Genomic DNA, 17,239 nt, shown 5'->3' on the forward strand with positions numbered 1-17,239 from the left:
TACGGGCGGGCTACGGGAACCTCAAAGCTTCACGGCGATACCGGTGTGCGGCCGCCGCCCGCGCCGGGCGAGGGCGGCCGGCACGTCCACGATCCAGAACTGCCAGCCGTACTTGCGGGCCATCAGCTTCCGCACCCGGTGCAGGCCCTGGTCGTCCAGCAGCCTGGCCGTGCCCTCCGCCACGGGCGCGCCGTCCGTCACCCGGCCGCGCACGTCGCACGGTGACAGGGCGACCCGCGCGTCGTTGCGGATCCGCTTGACCTTCCAGCTGTCGGTGCGGGTCCACACGTACAGTTCGCCGCCGTCGGCCACCGCCCACACCGGGGTGGCGACGGGGGTGCCGTCCTTGCGGAACGTGGTGAGGCTGACGTACTTGCCCCTGCCGAGTTCTTCGAGGGTCGCGGTCGGGTTCGGGTCCATGGCGTCCACCCTAGGGCCCGTCCGGGTCATCTGGGCCGGCCGGTGCGTGCGGGGTCGTCGGGACCGCGGTCCTCCGGGGCCGCGCAGGCGGCGACCAGGAGACCGCCCGCGAGCAGGGCGCCGATGAGTCCGAGACCGAGCCGTTTGGCCGTGTTCATTGCAGACACGGCTTGAGGTGTGCCCCGCCTGCCCGGCCGGTCACCGCCGATTGGGCCGATCGGCCCGTCAGGCCGCCGCCACGAGGGCGCAGCGGCGCATCAGGTCGTCCATCGACAGCTCCAGGGCCTGGGCGAGCGCCGCGACGGTGAAGAAGGCGGGGGTCGGGGCGCGGCCCGTCTCGATCTTGCGGAGGGTCTCGGCGGACAGGCCGGCGGCCGCGGCCACCTCGACCATGCTGCGGGCACCCCGCGCCTCGCGCAGCAGCGCGCCCAGCCGCTCGCCACGCTCGCGCTCTTCGGGGGTGAGGGGGGTTCGGACCATGCGGCCATGCTAGCGCGTCCGGACGGGATTTCTATACCGGTATAGTTATTGGAATGGTGGAACTGAAGACCGAACGCGAGATCGAACGGATGCGGGCGGCCGGCCGGGTCGTCGCCCGGGCCCTGGCCGCCGTGCGGGCCGCCGCACGGCCCGGCGCGTCCCTGCTGGAACTGGACGCGGTGGCCAGGGAGGTCCTGCGGGAGGCGGGAGCGGAGTCGCCCTTCCTCGGGTACCGGCCCGAGTTCGCCCCGGTGCCGTTCCCCGGCGTGATCTGCGCCTCCGTGAACGACGCCATCGTCCACGGCGTGCCGGACGGGCGGCGCCTGCGGGACGGGGACCTGCTCTCCGTCGACTGCGGGGCCAAGCTGGACGGCTGGGTCGGGGACGCGGCCGTCAGCTTCGCCGTCGGCCGGGCCCGGCCCGCCGACCTCCGCCTGATCCGCACCGCGGAGGCCGCGCTGGCCGCGGGCATCGAGCAGGCCCGGCCCGGCAAGCGGATCGGGGACATCGCGCACGCGGTCGCCCGGGTGTGCCGGGGGGCCGGCTACGGCATCCCGGACGGGTTCGGCGGGCACGGCGTGGGCCGCTCCATGCACGAGGACCCGGGCGTGCCCAACGAGGGGCCGGCGGGGCGGGGGATGAGGCTGCGGGCGGGGATGGTGCTGGCGATCGAGCCGATGGTGATCGGGGGTGGCGGGGACGACTACGTGACGGACGGGGACGGGTGGACGTTGCGGACGGTGGACGGCAGCCGGGCGGCTCACGCCGAGCACACGGTCGCCATCACCCCGGCCGGTCCCCGCGTCCTCACCGCCTGACCGGCCGCAGCCCGGCCCGCCCGCGCGGGGCCCCCGCCCCGGGGTACTCCCCCGGGCCCGGGGGCCCGTAGCCCGCCCCGGCGCCCGGGCCGGGCCCACACCGCGGCGGCCCGGCGCCCGGGCCGGCGGCGCAGCCGGCCCGGGCGGCGGCGGGTGTCCGGTGGCGGCCACACGGCGACGGTCAGGGGCTGGGGTGGACCACCATGGCGGAGCCGCCGCCCCGGCGGGACTTTTCCGCGGCGGCCAGCCAGCGGCCGTCCGGCAGCCGCTGCACACCGGTCGCCGCCCCGATCTCCGGGTTCGCCCGGAAGCCGTGCCCCAGCGCCTCCAGCTCCGCGCGCAACGGGCTCTCCCACAGCCCCGGTTCCAGCTCGGTGGTCGTCTGGTTCCGCTGGCTGGCCCGCGGCGCGGCGATCGCCTCCACCAGCGGCAGCCCCCGGTCGAGGTGGCCCGTCAGCGTCTGCAGGACCGTGGTGATGATGGTCGCGCCGCCCGGCGAGCCCACGGCCAGGACGGGCCGCCCGTGCTCCAGCACGATCGTGGGCGACATGGAGGAGCGCGGCCGCTTCCCCGGCCCCGGCAGGTTGGGGTCGGGCACCCCGGGCGCGGCCGGGGCGAAGGAGAAGTCGGTCAGCTCGTTGTTCAGCAGGAAGCCCCGCCCGGGGACGGTGATGCCGCTGCCGCCGGTGGACTCGATCGTCAGGGTGTAGGAGACGACGTTGCCCCAGCGGTCCGCGACCGTCAGGTGGGTGGTGTTCTCGCCCTCGTACGTGGTGGGGGCGGTCTGCCCGGTGCTCGCGCAGGGGACCGGGTGGCGGGGGTCGCCGGGGGCGAGCGGGCTGGTCAGCGCCCGGTCCGGCCGGATCAGGCAGGCGCGGGAGTCGGCGTACCGCTGCGAGAGCAGGCCGCGGGTCGGCACGTCCTCGAAGGCGGGGTCGCCGACCCAGCGTCCCCGGTCGGCGAAGGAGATCCGGCTGGCCTCGATGAACCGGTGCAGGTACTGGGCGTCGGTCAGGCCGGCGAGGTCGGTGCGCTCCAGGATGTTCAGGGCCTCGCCGACCGTCGTGCCGCCCGAGGAGGACGGCGCCATGCTGTAGACGTCCAGGCCGCGGTAGCGGACCCGGGTCGGTTCCTGCCACTCGGTCCGGTAGCCGCGGAGGTCGCCGGCCGTCAGGTCCCCGGGCCGGACGTTCCGGGTGGCGGCCGGGTCCACGGGCGGTGTGCGGACGGTCCGGACGATGTCCTCGGCGATCGGCCCCCGGTACATGGCGCCGGTGCCCTTGCGTGCGATCTCCGCGTACGTGTCGGCCAGGTCGGGGTTCTTGAAGGTGGAGCCGACCACCGGCAGCGCCCCGCCCGGCAGGAACAGCTCGCGGGTGGCCGGGAAGTCCCGGAACCGGGCCTCGTTGGCCGCGGTCTGCGCGCGGAACGTGGAGTCGACCGTGAAGCCGTCCCGGGCGAGCTTCTCCGCCGGCTTCAGGAGCTGCGCCAGCGGGCGGCTGCCCCAGGCGTCGAGAGCGGCCCGCCACGTGTCCGGGGTGCCGGGCACGCCGACGGCCCGGCCGCTGGTCTGGCCCTCCGCGAACGGGATGGGCTGGCCGTTCTCCTGGAAGAGCCCGGCGGTGGCGGTGGCGGGGGCGGTCTCCCGGCCGTCGATGGTGTGCACCCGGCGCGACCGGGCGTCGTAGTGGACGAAGTACCCGCCGCCCCCGATGCCGGCCGAGTACGGCTCGGTCACCCCGAGCGCGGCGGCGGTCGCGACGGCCGCGTCCACGGCGTTGCCGCCGGAGCGCAGGACGGCGATGCCGGCCGCCGAGGCGTCCGCGTCGACGCTGGCGACGGCCCCGCCGTGACCGACCGCGACCGGGACCTTGGCGGGGTCGGTGGCGGGGCCGGCGGCGGGGGACGGGGGCGCGGCGGCCCCGGTGGAGACGAGCGCCCCGGCGAGGGCGGCGGCGAGCGCTAACTGACGTGCGGCGGGACGTCGCATCCCGTACCTCCAGTCGACGGCCGGTCAGAGCCAGGTTCGGCACTGTAACTTCACCGCACCCCCCGCGTCAGGAGCGCACGGGCGCGGATACGATCCGCCGCATGAACGACGACGTGCGCGACATCCTGCTCGGGGTGGTGGCCGCGGCACTCAGCGGCGGTTTCGGGTGGTTCGCCCGTACGTACCTGTGGCGGCGCAGGCTGCGGCGCAAGCAGGCGTTCTTCGGGCTGCCGAGCGGCTCCGACTGCCTGTTCGTGGTCAACCGGCAGCGGGGCGGCGCGGAGACCTCCGTGCACCGCTACGACGCGTTCGCGCTGCTGGAGATATCCGCGCTGATCAAGGACTGCGGGGCGAACGTGCGGATCGTCACGCACGACGAGGCCCGCCAGGGCTTCGGCGAGCGCGCGGAGTTCTGCGTCGGCGGCCCCTCCTCCAACGCCCGTACGGTCGCGCACCTGGCGTCGATGCTGCCGGGGGTGCGGGTGAACGTCGACACCGAGCAGCACGAGGACCGCGGGGCGATCGTCGTGGGCGGGGAGACCTACCGGTGGCGCAAGGGCGAGGAGGAGTACGTGCTGCTGGCCCGGCTGACCGGTGGTGACGGCGGCCGGCCGGTGTTCCTGCTGTCCGGCCAGACGGCGGTCAGCAACCAGGCGGCCGCCCGCTACCTGGCCCGGCACCACGAGCGGCTGGCCAGGACGTACGGGGCGGACTCGTTCTGCCTGGTGTTGAAGGTGGTCAACTCGGACGCGTACGGCCCCGACGTGACGGAGCTGGTCGCGGACGTCACCCGGCAGACCCGGACACCCGCAGCGGCAGCCGTGTGACGCCGTTGATGAAGTTCGACACCAGCCGGCGGGGCTCGGCGGCGAGTTCGGGGGCGGGCATCAGGGCGCGCCACTCCTCGTAGAGGGTGCGCAGCTGGAGCCGGGCGAAGTGGGCGCCGAGGCAGACGTGCGGCCCGTCGCCGAAGGAGACGTGCGGGTTGGGGGCGCGGTCGAGGTCGATCCGGCCGGGGTCGGTGAACACGCGTTCGTCGTGGTTGGCGGAGGCGTGGAAGACCACCACCTTGTCGCCCGCGCGGACGTGCCTCCCGGCGAGGACGGTGTCCCGGGCTGCGGTGCGGCGGAAGCTGAGCACGGGCGGGTGGACGCGCAGGAGTTCCTCGACCGCGCGGCCGGTGTCCGCGGCGCCCGAGGCGAGGCGCCGGTAGGCGTCCGGGTCGCCGGCCAGGGCGAGCAGGCCGCCGGGGGCGGCGCTGCGGACGGTGTCGTTGCCCGCGACGGTCAGCAGGAAGAAGAACATCTCCAGTTCGGGCCCGTCGAGGCCGGCCCAGGCGAGCGCGGTCATCAGGTCGTCGGCGGGGTGCGCGCGCTTGTGCGCGGCGAGTTCGCGGGCGTAGCCGAACATCTCGCCGAGCAGGGCGGGCGAGCGGGGGTTGACGGGCCGGCCGTCGGGGCCGAGGACGGGTTCGGGGGCGTCCTCGGGGTCCTGGTAGCCGATGATCCGTACGGTCCAGTCCAGCAGCAGTCCCCGGTCGGCGGCCGGCACGCCCAGCAGGTCGGTGAGGTTGAGCAGGGCGTACTCGTCGGTGACGGTCCGGACGATGTCGGCGGTGCCGTCCTCGGCGGCGTCCCGGGCGGCCGCGAGGAGGGTGCGGGCACGGTCCCGGACGCGGCCGGCGAAGGCCTCGGTCCGGCGCGGGGTGAAGGCGCGGGCGGCGATGCGGCGGAGCCGGCCGTGGTCGTTGGGGGCCTCCCCGGGCCGGCGTGGCCCCGGGGAAGGGTCCTGGTTGAGCATGGTGCGGCGGATGAAGGGCAGGTCCGCCGGGTCGGGGTCGCGGATCTGGGTGGCGCCGAGGTACGAGGAGTACGTGCGGTGGTCGCGCAGGACGCGGACCACGTCGGCGTGCCGGGTGACCGCCCAGAAGCCGGGGCCGGCCGGCCAGCCGAGCACCTCGGGCTCGGCCTGCCGGGCCACGGGGTGGTGCGTGCGCAGCAGCCGGTAGCGGTCGTGCGGGACGCCGCGGGCGTACAGGCGCGGGTCGAAGACGTCAGGGACGGGGACGGCGGGGCCTGCGGCGGGGTCGGGGACCGGGGCGGGGGCGGCGGCGGGTTCCATGGCCGCCACCGTGGCGGCGGGCGGCGCCGGCCGCAAGGGCGCCGTCAGCCGCCGGCGCCGGGCCCTTCGCCGCCGGCGCCGCAGAGCTGCTGGGGCAGGCTGCCGTCGGGGCCGGTGACGACCACTGCGGAGATGTCGCCGTCCATGGCGATCGGGGAGGGGCCGGCGCGGCCCACGGTACAGGCCAGCTGGCGTCGGGCGAGGTCACCGAGCCGGAGCACGGGGAAGCCGACCCGGACCCGTACGACCAGCTCGGCGTCGGTCGCGCTGACGGTGCTCGGCGGGCCGACCGCGCCGCGGGGTGTGACCGGCAGTTCCGAGCGCAGTCCGGCGGCGGACTCGTCCTCCAGGGGGCCGCGCAGCAGCTCCTGGAGCAGGGCCTGGGCGGACAGCGGCGGGTACCCCTGGCGCTGGACCGGGGCGAGCCTGCCCTCGGCGTCGACCAGGTAGATGAAGGCGGTGCCGTTGACGTCTCCGACGGCGACCGAGGCGGGGGCGCCGCTCTCGATCACGCCGGTGGGTTCGATGCCGCAGCCGGCCAGGGCGAGCGCGCAGAGCAGGACCCCGCCGGTCCTGCGGACCCGGCCGGTCCTGCGGGCCTGGCGGGTAGGGCGCGTGCGGGTCATGCCGGGGCCTCCAGCGGCATCTCCACGGTGAACACCGCTCCGCCCGCCGGCCCGTTGGCGGCGGTCACGGTGCCGCCGTGCAGGCGGACGTTCTCCTGGGTGATGGCCAGGCCGAGGCCGCTTCCGGCCGAACGGGTACGGGCGGCGTCGGCCTTGAAGAAGCGGTCGAAGATGTGCGGCAGCACCTCTGGGGCGATGCCGGGGCCGCTGTCGGCGACCTCGACGCGCAGCAGCCGGCCCTCGGGGCCGGAGACGGTCTCGGCCCGGAGCCGGACCGGGGCCTGGCCGTGCTTGAGGGCGTTGCCGACCAGGTTGGCGAGGACGACGTCGAAGCGGCGCGAGTCGAGGCGGGCCCGGACGCCGCCGGGCAGCTCGGTGCTGACGCGGTCGGGGCCCCAGTGGCGGCGTTGCAGGGTCTTGGTGACGGCCTCGGCGAGGTCCACGTCGTCCAGGTTGAGCTCGGCGGCCCTGGCGTCGAAGCGGGAGATCTCCATCAGGTCCTCGACGAGCACGGCGAGTTTGCCGGTCTCGGCGCTGATCAGGCGCAGTGCCTTGGCCGTGTCGGCGTCCAGCCGCTCGGCGTCCTCGTCGAGCACCTCGGTGACGGCGAGCATGCCCGCGAGCGGGGTGCGCAGTTCGTGGGAGACGTCGGCGGCGAACCGGCGGGCCCGTGCCTCGGCGCGCCGGAGTTCGGCCACCGACTCCTCCAGGGCGCCGGCGGTCTCGTTGAAGGTGCGGGCGAGTCCGGCGAGTTCGTCGGTGCCCCGCACCTCGATACGGGTGTCCAGCCGGCCGCGCCCGATGCGCTGGGTGGCCCGCCGGAGGTCGCGGACCGGGCGGAGCACGCTGCGCGCGGCCAGCAGGGCGGGCACCAGCGCGATGGCGAGTCCCGGTACGGCGCCCTTGCGGGCGGCGTCGACCAGCAGCTGCACGGTGCTGCTTTCGGAGACCAGCGGCATGGTCAGGTAGAAGACCAGGCCGGTGGGCTGCCGTGCGCCGGTGTGGTGGAAGGTGGCGGGCATGCCGACGACCAGGTGCGGGGTGCCGTCGGCGTCCTCGACGCGCTGGAAGGCGGCGAGGGTCTTGCCGGTGACCCGGGCGCGCAGTTCGGCGGTGATCAGCGGGGAGGTGGGGCGTTCGGTGGTGGAGGCCCGGAGCGTCCCGTACTCGGCGTAGACCGACCAGGGGTGCGGCTTGCTGCGCTTGACGATGTCGGAGACCATGCGGCGCAGCCGCTGCGCGTCCAGCGGCATGATCACTTCGGACTGGTTCTCGACCTGGTCGCGGAGGGTCTCCACGGCCACGTCCTGGCTCTGCCGCAGGACGGCGGTGCGGGCCTCGCGGTAGGTGAACGCGGAGGTGGTGACCGCGCTGATCGCGGCGACCAGCAGGAACGCGGCGATCAGTCGGGTGCGCAGGCCGAGCAGGCGGAAGCGTCTCATCGGGCGGCCGTACCGGGGGCCGGGGCGGGGCCGGTCACAGCGGTCCGAAGCGGTAGCCGAAGCCGCGGACGGTCTGGATGTAGCGGGGGTTGCCGGCGGGGTCCCCCAGCTTGTGGCGCAGCCGGCGGACGCAGGCGTCCACGAGCCGGGCGTCGGCGTGGTAGCTGTGGTCCCAGACGTACTCCAGGAGCTGCTGGCGGCTGAAGACCTGCTCCGGGGAGGCCGAGAGGTGGAGCAGCAGCTTGAGTTCGCTGGGGGCGAGCGCGACGCGTTCGCCGTTCCTGGCGACGGTGAGGCCGGCCCGGTCGACGGCGAGTTCGCCGTGGACCTCGACGCCCGGGCGGCCCACGGGGTCGGCGAGGCGGCGCAGCACGGCCTTGATGCGGGCCTCGATGACCTCGGTGCGGGCCGGTTTGACGATGTAGTCGTCGGCGCCGGCCTCCAGCCCGATGACGATGTCGAAGTCGTCGCCGCGGGCGGTCAGCATGATGATGGGGATCTGGCTGTTCTCACGTATCCGGCGGCAGACCTGTACGCCGTTGATTCCGGGCAGCATCAGGTCGAGCAGCACCAGTTCGGGGCGGAACGCCGGTATCCGCGCGAGGCCCTCCTCGCCGGTCTCGGCGGCGCTGACCTCGTGGCCGCGCCGGCGCAGGCCGAGGCCGACCCCTTCCCGTACGGCGGGGTCGTCCTCGATCAGAAGTACGCGTGGCATCGGGTCAGTATCACAGGGGCTGGTCGGGGCCCGCCTCCGGCTACCGGCCGGTCCGGCGGCGCAGGGAGTCGAGCAGGTCGGTGATCTCGGTGAGGCGCAGGGGTCGCGCCGAGAGGAGGACGACCAGGAGCAGGGTCGCGGTTCCCGCGGCGAGCGCGACGAGGTCGCCGAGGCCGGCACAGGCCTGGGCGGCGGCACGGCCGGCGAGGGCCGCCGGCACCGACGCGGCCAGCAGCCGCAGGTGGGTGCCGAGGGCGGTGGCGCGGCGTCCGGTGCGGGTGCCGCTGCGCGGGCCGAGGCGGCGGGCGAGGGCGTACGCGGTGACGGCGCAGCCCGCGACCAGCGCGAGGGCGTAGGCGGCGGCCATGCCGGTGACCGCCCAGCGGGCGGGCAGCAGCAGGTAGGCGGCGGCCGAGAGGGCGGCGTTCAGGCCGGCGATGACCAGGTTCAGGAAGAACGGGGTGCGGGTGTCGGACAGGGCGTAGAAGCCGCGGGAGAGGACGTACTGCGCGGAGAAGGCGATCAGGCCGGGCGCGAAGGCGGTGAGCATGCCGGCCATCACCAGGACGTCGTCCGGGCCGGTGCGCCCGTACTCGAAGACGCTGCCCATCACCCAGGGGGCGAGGGCGGCGAGCAGGCAGGCGGCGGGCACGACCAGGGCGGCGCTGGAGCGCAGGGCGTAGGAGACGTCGCGGCGGACGGCACCGAGGTCGCCGTCGGCTGCCGCGGCGCTCATCCGGGGCATCAGCGCGGTGACCAGGGAGACGGTGATGATGCCCTGGGGGACGATCCAGAGCTGGTACGCGTTGCTGTAGGCGGTGTAGCCGGCACCGCCGGCGACCCCGGCCAGCACGGCGTCCTGGCCTGCGGTGGTGGAGAGCCGGGTGACGACCCAGTAGGCGATCTGGTTGGTCAGTACGAGCAGGACCAGCCAGCCGGCGTTGCGCAGGGGGCGGGCGAGGCCGCTGCCGCGCCAGTCGAAGCGGGGGCGCCAGCGGAAGCCGGCGGCGCGCAGTGAGGGGACCAGGGCGGCGGCCTGGACGAGGATGCCGGCGGTGGTGCCCCAGCCGAGCAGGCTGGTCTCGGCGGCGGTCAGGCCGTCCGGGGAGTCGTGGGAGACGTACAGGAACAGCCCGAAGACGGCGATGACGACGATGTTGTTGAGGACCGGGGTCCACATCATCGCGCCGAACCGGCCGCGGGCGTTGAGCACCTGGCCGAGGAGGGTGAACAGGCCGTAGAAGAGGATCTGCGGCAGGCAGTAGCGGGCCAGGGCGGTGGTGGTGGCCGCCTGCGCGCCGTCGTAGTCGGTGTACGCGCCGACGATCAGCGGGGCGGCGAGCACGGCGAGACCGGTGAGGACCACCAGGGCGGCGGTGCAGGCGGTCAGCAGCCGGTCGGTGTACGCGCGGCCGCCGTCGGCGTGTTCGCGGGCGGCGCGGACCAGCTCGGGCACGAAGACGGCGTTGAGCGCGCCGCCTATGAGGAGCATGTAGAGGATGTTGGGGACGGTGTTGGCGACGGCGTAGCCGTCGCCGAGCAGCCCGGTGCCCAGGGCGGCGACGACGACGGCGGAGCGGACGAAGCCGGTGGCGCGGGAGACGACGGAGCCGGCGGCCATGAGGGCGCCGCTGCGCAGCACGGAGGAGCCGCGGGCCCCGCCGGGCGCGGTCGCGGCGGGCGCCGGCTGCGGGGCGGGCGCCGGCTGCGGGGCGGGCTGTGGGGCGGAGGCCGCGGGCGCGGTCCCGGTGGTGCCGGTGGGGCCGGTGGTGCTCTGGCTCACCGGCGGGCCAGGTAGGCCTGGAAGGCCTTGTAGAGCGCCGTGTTGGCGTATCCGTCCATCGGGGTCTCCCATTCTCCGAGGGTTTCGACGACCTGCCCGCCGGTGCCGAGCTTCCAGCGCAGCAGCCCGAAGGAGCGGTCGGAGGGGTCGAGGGTGGAGGGTACCCCGCGCATGTCGTACTCCTCCGCGCCCAGGGCGTGTGCGTCGCACATCATGCGCCACTGCAGGGCGTTGCTGGGGCGGACCTCGCGGCGGTGGTCGGCGGAGGCGCCGGTCTGGTACCAGACCCGGCTCCCGGCCACCACCATGGTGTGCGCGGCGAGCACCTCGCCCTCGTGGCGGGCCAGGTAGAGCCGCATGCGGCCGGGGGATTCGGCGTTCAGGACGTGGTACTGCCGCTCGTAGTACGCCAGGGAGCGGCCGAGGCGGAAGCCGTCCCGCTGCTCGGTGATGTCGAGCAGGCGGTAGAACTCGGGGAGGTCCTCGGCGGTGCCCAGGACGGTCTCCACGCCGGCCTTGGTGGCCTTGCGCACGTTGCGGCGCCATTCCTGGTTGAGCCCGGACCACACGTCGTCGAGGGTGCGGCCGCGCAGCGGGACGCGGAAGACGTGGCGGGGCTGGGCGTCGCCGTCCTCCTCGCCGCCGCAGCGCTTCCAGCCGCGGGTGCGCAGCCGGTCGGCGACGGCCGTGCCGAGCGGGTCGACCTCGGTGGCCAGGACGTCGGACACCCGGGCGCCGGGACCGGCGCCGGCCTTGGCGGCCGCGGCGTCCCAGCGGCGGTAGGCGGGGGCGGGGCCGATGCGCACGGCGAAGGCCCCGGCGGCGCGCAGGTGGCGCATGAGGGGGGTGAGCCAGTGGTCGATGTCCGGGTCGGCCCAGTCGGCGACCGGTCCTTCGGGGAGGTAGGCGAAGTACTTACGGGTGCCGGGGAGTTGGCGGTAGAGGATGAGGGCTCCGCCGGATATCCGGCCGTCGGGCGTGTGCCAGCCGACCGTCTCGGAGCGCCACTGTTCCTTGACCCCGGCCCAGGACGGGTACTGGAGGAAGCTCGCCCGCCGGTGGCGGTCGAGGAAGCCCAGGTACTCGGCGTGGGAGAGGGCGCGCACCTGGAGTTCGGGCCGGGCGGTCCCGCGCGGGGCGGTGGTGGGAGGGTTCACGAGCAGTGCACACACGGCTGACGGCCTTTCCGTGGCTCCGGGCGGGGATGTCCAGGACTCTCACAGCCGTCGGTGACCGGTGTGAGCGGCGTTTGTGACCGGACGATGACCGTTCTGCTGCGGTGGACGTCACAACGGGTTCTGACGAGATTTCGCTCGGTATCTGCAACCTAGAGTCGCTGCGTTCGCTCTTCTCTTGCGGACGCAGTCTTATCGTCGGAGGGGTTTCCGTTGAGCCGCACACGCCGTACCGCACGCCACGCCGCCGTCGCGGGCACCGCCCTGCTGGCCGCCGCCGCGCTGACCGCCTGCTCGGGTGGGTCCGGTGGATCGGGCGACGGATCGGGTGACGCGCAGATGAAGCCGAAGGCCCCGATGGCGATATCGGTGAACCTGACGGGCCAGGAGGTCAAGGCCGGCGAGCCGGTCAAGGTGACCATCGCCGAGGGCAAGCTGGCCGAGGTGAAGGTGACCGACGGCAAGGGCGGGGAGCTCGTCGGGCAGATAGCGCAGGACGGGAAGACCTGGACCTCCGAGCGCAACGCCTCGCCGGGCGCGGAGTACAAGGTCGAGGCGAAGAACACCGACAGCCAGAGCGCGGGCACCCGGTTCAAGACCGGCGCGGCGGACAAGGTGAACAAGGTCTCGATCTTCCCGGGCAAGAACTCCACGGTGGGCGTGGCCCAGCCGGTGTCGCTGGTGTTCGACAACCCGGTGAAGAACAAGGCCGAGGTGGAGAAGCACCTGAAGGTGACGACCTCGAACAACACCGAGGGGTCCTGGGGCTGGATGACGGACTACTCCGGCAAGGACCGGGTGGACTGGCGACCCAGGGAGTACTGGAAGTCCGGCACCGACGTGAAGGTGCAGATGGACCTCAACGGCGTGGACTCCGGTCAGGGCGGCGGCTACTTCGTCCGCGACTACAACACCGAGTTCAGGATCGGCAAGGACCGGCGGCTCCTGGTGGACCTCGACACCAAGAAGATGACGGTGACCGAGGACGGCGCGACGGTGAAGACCATCCCGGTCTCCGCCGGCACCCCCGGCGGCCAGAAGGCCTCCTGGTCCGGGAAGATGGCCCTCATGTCGAAGGAGGGCACCATCAACATGAACTCCGAGACGGTGGGCCTGGGCGACGCCTACGACAAGATGGTCGACTACTCGATGCGCGTGACCTGGTCCGGGATGTACATCCACGCCGCCCCGTGGAACGCCGGCAACTTCGGCCGGGCCAACGCCAGCTCGGGCTGCGTCGGGATGAGCGACGCCAACGCGGCGGCGCTGTTCTCGATGGCCCAGATCGGCGACGTGGTCGAGGTGAGCGGCAGCGGCTCGAAGGGCGACGCCAAGCTCGGCAACGGGTACACCGAGTGGAACCTGAGCTGGGAGCAGTGGAAGGCGAAGAGCGCGCTGGCCGGCGGCGCCACGCAGAACGGCTGAGCAGGGGCGGTCGCGCCCGCCCCGTTGCTGACTTCGAGTCAATCGTTACCGCCACGTAACTTACCGGTGGGTTACCTCCGGTAAGCCCCTCGGTTACCGTCGGGTCACTTTGACGACCCGGCGCACACGAGGAGCGACCGATGGCACGCACCACCACCGCCGCGACCGTGGCGGCCCTGCTGGCCGCGACCGCCCTGGGCCTGGCCCCCCACCAGGCCCGGGCGGCTGCCCCCACCGCCGCCACCGCCAGCACCACCACCACCGCTGCCGCCGACGGGAGCGAGATCCGCTTCCACGACATCCCCGGCTCCGGCGGCATCACCCTCAAGGGAAACGTCTTCACCCCAGCCGGCACCGAGTCCGGCCGCAGGTACCCGCTGATCGTGCTCCCCACCAGCTGGGGCATGCCGCAGATCGAATACGTCGTCCAGGCCCGCAAGCTGGCCGACTCCGGTTACGTCGTGGTCAGCTACACCTCCCGCGGCTTCTGGCTCTCCGGCGGCGAGATCGAGGTGGCCGGCCCGCCGGACGTCGCCGACGTCTCCGCCGTCATCGACTGGGCCCTGGCCCACACCCCCGCGGACCCCGCCCGGATCGGGCTCGGCGGGGTCTCCTACGGCGCCGGGATCAGCCTGCTCGCCTCCGCCCACGACCCCAGGGTCAAGGCCGTGGTGGCCATGAGCGGCTGGGCCGACCTGATCGACTCCATCTACTCCGGCCGGACCCAGCACCTCCAGGCCGCCGCCATGCTCGGCGCCGCCGGCTACCTCACCGGCCGCCCCGGCCCCGAACTCCGGCAGGTCCTCGGCGACTTCCTCGGCTCCCGGCTGGACCGGGAACAGCAGATGATCGAGTGGGGGAAGAAGCGCTCCCCCGCCGAGCACGTGGACCGGCTCAACGCCAACGGCACCGCGGTCTTCCTCGGCAACGCCTGGGGCGACACCCTCTTCCCGCCCAACCAGTACGCCGCGTTCTACGAGCGGCTGACCGGCCCCAAGCGCCTGGAGTTCCGGCCCGGCGACCACGCCACCGCCGAGGGCACCGGCCTGTTCGGCCTGCCCAACGACACCTGGACCAGCGCACACCGCTGGTTCGACCGCCACCTCAAGGGCACCGACAACGGCATCGACCGCGAACAGCCGGTCCAGCTGAAGTCCCGCAGTGACCACGGGTACGAGGGCTACCCCGACTGGAAGTCCGTCGGCGCGGCCGGCACCGAACGGATCCCGCTCGCCGACTCCGAGCACCTGTTCGCAGGCGTGGACTCCGGCGCCAACGGCGGCATCGTGCTGCTCTCCAACGCCCTGGACCAGTTCCTGAAGGTCCCGCCGACCGTCTCCGTCCCGCTGCTGCCCCGGACCTTCGCCGCCGTCTGGCGGTCCGAGCGGTACGACACGCCCCGACGCGTCCGCGGCACGGTCAGGGTGCACACCACCGTCACCCCGACCAAGGGCGACGGCACCTTCGTCGCCTACCTCTACGACGTCGGCCCGCTCGGCGTCGGCAAGCTGGTCTCCAACGCCCCGCACACCTTCCACGGCAGGACCCCGGGACAGCCCTTCACCGTCGACCTGGAGCTGTTCTCCACCGCCTACGACGTGCCCGCCGGCCACCGCCTCGCCCTGGTCGTCGACACCGTCGACCCGCTGTACATCGAGCACAACCCCACCGGCGCGCAGCTGACCTTCTCCTCGCCGCGGACCGACCCCTCGTACGTCTCGGTCCCCGTGCGCGAACAGTGATCTCCGGCTGCCGCCGGGGCGGGGCTGGCTCCCGGTCAGCCCTGCCCCGGCGGCAGCACGCCCGGCCCGGCCGGGGCGACGTCCACCGCCTCGGTCTTCGGGCTGCGCCGCTCGCGCCTGGCCACCCAGGTGGCGAACCAGGACAGCAACATGCACATGCCGATGTAGATCGGCGAGATCACCAGTACGACCGGGATGAACGGGAGGTCGTAGTCGAGGTTCGAGGCGATCAGCTTCCCCGCGTGCAGGAACTCCTCGTAGGTGATCAGGAAGCCCAGCGAGGTGTCCTTCAGCGCCACCACCAGCTGGCTGATGATGGCCGGCAGCATCGCCCGCACCGCCTGTGGGGCCAGCACGTACGTCATCACCTGCGTCTTGCGCATGCCCAGCGCGTACGCCGCCTCCCCCTGGCCGCGCTCCACCGCGTTGACACCCGTACGGAACACCTCCGCCAGGACCGAGCCGTTGTAGAGGGTCAGACCCGCCACCAGCGCGGGCAGCGGCTGCACCTTCAGCGCCACGAAGATGAAGAAGATCATCACCAGCACCGGCATGGCCCGGAAGAACTCCACGCACAGCGTGGCCAGCCAGCGCAGCGGCCGGTGCACCGACAGCCGGCCGGTGGCCAGCACCGCGCCCAGCAGCAGCGAGAGCACCGAGGCGTACACGAAGGCCTTCAGGGTGTTCCCCAGCCCCCGCAGCAGCAGCTCCTGGATGCCCTCGTAGGCGAACGGGCTCCACCTGGCGGAGGTGAACTGCCCGGTGTCGAACAGCAGGTAGAGGATCCAGCCGGCCAGCGCCAGGATGACGACGGTCGACAGGACCCCGTAGAGGAGGTGCCTGCGGCGGGCGCGGGGCCCGGGGACGTCGTAGAGGGCGGTGGACTGCGTGTCCCCGCGCAGGGCGTGTGCGGTCATCGGGCCACTCCCCAGCGCTTCTCCAGCACGTTGAAGAGCGCGCTGATGGACAGGGTGATGATCAGGTAGCCCACGGCGATCCAGACGAACGTCCAGATGATGCTGTAGCCCAGCTCGTTGAGCGTCTTGTAGGTGCCCAGCAGCTCGGTGACGCTGAAGGCGCCGGCGATCGCCGAGTTCTTGGCCAGGGCGATCAGGGTGGAACCGATGGGCGGGATCACCGACCGGAAGGCCTGCGGGAGGACCACGCCGCCGAGTGTCTGCCGGAAGGACATCCCCAGCGAGCGCGCGGCCTCGCCCTGCCCCTTGGGCACGGTGTTGATGCCGGAGCGCAGCACCTCGCAGATGAAGGCGGAGGTGTAGCAGCCCAGGGCGAGCACGGCGAACACCTCGAAGGGGAGCACCAGGCCGAAGCGGGGCAGGCCGAGCATGACGGCGAAGAACAGCAGGGTCAGCGGGGTGTTGCGGAGCACGGTCACCCAGACCGTGCCGAACACCCGGAAGGAGCCGACCGGGGCGACCCGGAAGGAGGCCATGACGAAGCCGAGCACCAGGGCCAGCAGGGAGGAGTAGACGGTCAGTTCGACGGTGCCGAGGAACCCCTCGCCGTAGACGGCGAAGTTCTCGGTGAGGACGTCCATGCGGGTGCGGCTCCTCAGTTCGCCGGGTAGCGGTCGATGGCGGGTGGCTGCGGGGCCGGGTTTCCGGACAGGCCGAGCGTGGCGTCGTAGGCCTTCTTCCAGTCCCCGTTCTTCTCGTGCTCGGCGAGGGCGTCGTCGAGCGCGAAGCGGAGGGCGTTGTCGTTGCGGGGCACGCCCACTCCGTACGGCTCCTCGGAGAACGGCTCGCCCACCACCTTGAGCTCCTCGGGGACCTTCGCGGCGTAGCCGAGGAGGATGGAGTCGTCGGTGGAGACGGCGTCGACCTGGTAGGTGAGCAGGTTGTCCACGCAGACGCTGTAGGTGTCGTAGGCGACCAGCACCGCTTCCGGGTACTCCCGCTGGAGGCGCTGGTAAGGGGTGGAGCCGGACGCCGAGCAGACCCGCTTGCCCTTCAGGTCCCCGGGCCCCTTGATGTCGTCCTCGTCCCGGCGTACCAGCAGGGACTGGCCGGCCAGGTAGTAGGGGCCGGCGAACCCGACCTGCTTCTTGCGGTTGTCGTTGATGGTGTAGGTGCCGACGTAGTAGTCGATCTGGCCGTTCTGCAGGGCCGTCTCGCGGTTGGCGGAGGCGACGGTGCGGAACTCGATCTGCTTGTCGGGGTCGAAGCCGAGGGAGGCCGCGAGCATCTTGGCGATCTCGATGTCGAACCCCGCGTACCGGCCGGTCGCGGGGTCCTTCTCCCCCAGGTACGGCTGGTCCTCCTTGACGCCGATGACCAGGCGGCCGCGCCGCTTGGCCCGCTCCCAGGTGCGGGAGCCGGGAAGGGTGAAACCGGTCGCCACCCGGTACTCCGGCAGGTCCTCGGGCTGCGGGCCCTTGACCGGGGGGCTGCCGGACCTGCCGCAGCCGGTGACGGCGGCGGCGCAGAGCGCCAGCAGCAGGACGAGGGCGGCGGGGCGGCGTGGACTGGTGCGCATCGGCCG

17 protein-coding genes are annotated in these 17,239 nt (G+C 73.4%); 4 read left to right on the forward strand and 13 right to left on the reverse strand.

What is annotated here, in order from left to right:
- Window positions 1-21 precede the first annotated feature (21 nt).
- Genes ACFY61_RS02725 through ACFY61_RS02735 form a run of 3 tightly spaced genes read right to left on the reverse strand, consistent with a single transcriptional unit; the run spans window position 22 to window position 900 of the window.
- Window positions 22-420, reverse strand: a complete 399-nt coding sequence (locus tag ACFY61_RS02725; protein WP_389466052.1) for a PPOX class F420-dependent oxidoreductase — start codon at window positions 418-420, stop codon at window positions 22-24.
- 26 nt (window positions 421-446) lie between these two features.
- Complete coding sequence (locus tag ACFY61_RS02730; protein WP_389466054.1) at window positions 447-587, reverse strand: hypothetical protein; 141 nt, start codon at window positions 585-587, stop codon at window positions 447-449.
- Between the two features lie 58 nt (window positions 588-645).
- Entirely contained in the window at window positions 646-900 is a 255-nt protein-coding gene (locus ACFY61_RS02735) for a helix-turn-helix domain-containing protein (protein WP_389466057.1), read from the reverse strand.
- Between the two features lie 53 nt (window positions 901-953).
- Between ACFY61_RS02735 and map the strand changes: the two genes are divergently transcribed.
- Window positions 954-1,718 carry a type I methionyl aminopeptidase gene (map, locus tag ACFY61_RS02740; protein WP_389466059.1) on the forward strand — a complete coding sequence of 255 codons (765 nt, stop codon included), beginning with the start codon at window positions 954-956 and terminating at the stop codon, window positions 1,716-1,718.
- A 181-nt stretch (window positions 1,719-1,899) separates the two neighbouring features.
- Here the strand turns inward: map and ggt are convergent, their stop codons facing one another.
- On the reverse strand, window positions 1,900-3,708 hold the full coding sequence (gene ggt, locus ACFY61_RS02745) for a gamma-glutamyltransferase (RefSeq protein ID WP_389466061.1): 1,809 nt from the start codon (window positions 3,706-3,708) through the stop codon (window positions 1,900-1,902).
- 101 nt (window positions 3,709-3,809) lie between these two features.
- Here ggt and ACFY61_RS02750 point away from each other — a divergent pair, with 101 nt between their 5' ends.
- Window positions 3,810-4,535, forward strand: coding sequence for a hypothetical protein (locus ACFY61_RS02750; RefSeq protein ID WP_389466064.1), 726 nt, complete (start codon window positions 3,810-3,812; stop codon window positions 4,533-4,535).
- Here ACFY61_RS02750 and ACFY61_RS02755 read toward each other — a convergent pair.
- Genes ACFY61_RS02755 through ACFY61_RS02780 form a run of 6 tightly spaced genes read right to left on the reverse strand, consistent with a single transcriptional unit; the run spans window position 4,495 to window position 11,501 of the window.
- Window positions 4,495-5,829: a cytochrome P450 gene (locus tag ACFY61_RS02755; RefSeq protein WP_389466065.1), complete on the reverse strand. Its 1,335-nt coding sequence runs from the start codon at window positions 5,827-5,829 to the stop codon at window positions 4,495-4,497. The two genes, ACFY61_RS02750 and ACFY61_RS02755, sit on opposite strands and share 41 nt — an antisense overlap.
- Window positions 5,830-5,873: 44 nt before the next feature.
- On the reverse strand, window positions 5,874-6,455 hold the full coding sequence (locus ACFY61_RS02760; protein WP_389466067.1) for a hypothetical protein: 582 nt from the start codon (window positions 6,453-6,455) through the stop codon (window positions 5,874-5,876).
- Window positions 6,452-7,897: an ATP-binding protein gene (locus ACFY61_RS02765; RefSeq protein ID WP_389466069.1), complete on the reverse strand. Its 1,446-nt coding sequence runs from the start codon at window positions 7,895-7,897 to the stop codon at window positions 6,452-6,454. The genes ACFY61_RS02760 and ACFY61_RS02765 overlap by 4 nt, the downstream gene beginning before the upstream one ends.
- A gap of 34 nt (window positions 7,898-7,931) precedes the next feature.
- Window positions 7,932-8,612 carry a response regulator gene (locus ACFY61_RS02770; protein ID WP_389466071.1) on the reverse strand — a complete coding sequence of 227 codons (681 nt, stop codon included), beginning with the start codon at window positions 8,610-8,612 and terminating at the stop codon, window positions 7,932-7,934.
- 40 nt (window positions 8,613-8,652) lie between these two features.
- Entirely contained in the window at window positions 8,653-10,467 is a 1,815-nt protein-coding gene (murJ, locus tag ACFY61_RS02775) for a murein biosynthesis integral membrane protein MurJ (protein ID WP_389466074.1), read from the reverse strand.
- A complete protein-coding gene (locus ACFY61_RS02780; RefSeq protein ID WP_389466986.1) occupies window positions 10,392-11,501 on the reverse strand; it encodes a lipid II:glycine glycyltransferase FemX in 1,110 nt (369 codons plus the stop codon). The genes murJ and ACFY61_RS02780 overlap by 76 nt, the downstream gene beginning before the upstream one ends.
- Window positions 11,502-11,783: 282 nt before the next feature.
- Between ACFY61_RS02780 and ACFY61_RS02785 the strand changes: the two genes are divergently transcribed.
- Both ACFY61_RS02785 and ACFY61_RS02790 read left to right on the forward strand, forming a co-directional pair.
- A complete protein-coding gene (locus ACFY61_RS02785; RefSeq protein WP_389466077.1) occupies window positions 11,784-12,995 on the forward strand; it encodes an Ig-like domain-containing protein in 1,212 nt (403 codons plus the stop codon).
- A gap of 140 nt (window positions 12,996-13,135) precedes the next feature.
- Window positions 13,136-14,737 carry a CocE/NonD family hydrolase gene (locus tag ACFY61_RS02790; protein WP_389466080.1) on the forward strand — a complete coding sequence of 534 codons (1,602 nt, stop codon included), beginning with the start codon at window positions 13,136-13,138 and terminating at the stop codon, window positions 14,735-14,737.
- 35 nt (window positions 14,738-14,772) lie between these two features.
- Here ACFY61_RS02790 and ACFY61_RS02795 read toward each other — a convergent pair whose 3' ends face one another.
- From ACFY61_RS02795 to ACFY61_RS02805, 3 genes are read right to left on the reverse strand one after another with little or no spacing between them, the layout of a single operon-like run.
- Window positions 14,773-15,654: an amino acid ABC transporter permease gene (locus ACFY61_RS02795; protein ID WP_389466083.1), complete on the reverse strand. Its 882-nt coding sequence runs from the start codon at window positions 15,652-15,654 to the stop codon at window positions 14,773-14,775.
- Window positions 15,651-16,295: an amino acid ABC transporter permease gene (locus tag ACFY61_RS02800; protein WP_389466086.1), complete on the reverse strand. Its 645-nt coding sequence runs from the start codon at window positions 16,293-16,295 to the stop codon at window positions 15,651-15,653. Before ACFY61_RS02800 ends, ACFY61_RS02795 begins: the two co-directional genes overlap by 4 nt.
- Before the next feature lie 14 nt (window positions 16,296-16,309).
- A complete protein-coding gene (locus tag ACFY61_RS02805; RefSeq protein ID WP_389466089.1) occupies window positions 16,310-17,233 on the reverse strand; it encodes a glutamate ABC transporter substrate-binding protein in 924 nt (307 codons plus the stop codon).
- Between the last annotated feature and the right edge of the window lie 6 nt (window positions 17,234-17,239).

The sequence above is a fragment of the Streptomyces sp. NPDC012888 genome, assembly GCF_042900645.1.
In the GTDB taxonomy this organism is placed as follows: Bacteria; Actinomycetota; Actinomycetes; order Streptomycetales; family Streptomycetaceae; genus Streptomyces.

What these genes read in the sequence shown, in the direction of transcription:
- ACFY61_RS02725 (WP_389466052.1), bottom strand. Translation starts at nt 420, where the DNA reads ATGGACCCGAACCCGACCGCGACCCTCGAAGAACTCGGCAGGGGCAAG.
- ACFY61_RS02735 (WP_389466057.1), bottom strand. Translation starts at nt 900, where the DNA reads ATGGTCCGAACCCCCCTCACCCCCGAAGAGCGCGAGCGTGGCGAGCGG.
- map (WP_389466059.1), top strand. Translation starts at nt 954, where the DNA reads ATGGTGGAACTGAAGACCGAACGCGAGATCGAACGGATGCGGGCGGCC.
- ggt (WP_389466061.1), bottom strand. Translation starts at nt 3,708, where the DNA reads ATGCGACGTCCCGCCGCACGTCAGTTAGCGCTCGCCGCCGCCCTCGCC.
- ACFY61_RS02750 (WP_389466064.1), top strand. Translation starts at nt 3,810, where the DNA reads ATGAACGACGACGTGCGCGACATCCTGCTCGGGGTGGTGGCCGCGGCA.
- ACFY61_RS02755 (WP_389466065.1), bottom strand. Translation starts at nt 5,829, where the DNA reads ATGGAACCCGCCGCCGCCCCCGCCCCGGTCCCCGACCCCGCCGCAGGC.
- ACFY61_RS02760 (WP_389466067.1), bottom strand. Translation starts at nt 6,455, where the DNA reads ATGACCCGCACGCGCCCTACCCGCCAGGCCCGCAGGACCGGCCGGGTC.
- ACFY61_RS02765 (WP_389466069.1), bottom strand. Translation starts at nt 7,897, where the DNA reads ATGAGACGCTTCCGCCTGCTCGGCCTGCGCACCCGACTGATCGCCGCG.
- ACFY61_RS02770 (WP_389466071.1), bottom strand. Translation starts at nt 8,612, where the DNA reads ATGCCACGCGTACTTCTGATCGAGGACGACCCCGCCGTACGGGAAGGG.
- murJ (WP_389466074.1), bottom strand. Translation starts at nt 10,467, where the DNA reads ATGGGAGACCCCGATGGACGGATACGCCAACACGGCGCTCTACAAGGC.
- ACFY61_RS02790 (WP_389466080.1), top strand. Translation starts at nt 13,136, where the DNA reads ATGGCACGCACCACCACCGCCGCGACCGTGGCGGCCCTGCTGGCCGCG.
- ACFY61_RS02795 (WP_389466083.1), bottom strand. Translation starts at nt 15,654, where the DNA reads ATGACCGCACACGCCCTGCGCGGGGACACGCAGTCCACCGCCCTCTAC.
- ACFY61_RS02800 (WP_389466086.1), bottom strand. Translation starts at nt 16,295, where the DNA reads ATGGACGTCCTCACCGAGAACTTCGCCGTCTACGGCGAGGGGTTCCTC.
- ACFY61_RS02805 (WP_389466089.1), bottom strand. Translation starts at nt 17,233, where the DNA reads ATGCGCACCAGTCCACGCCGCCCCGCCGCCCTCGTCCTGCTGCTGGCG.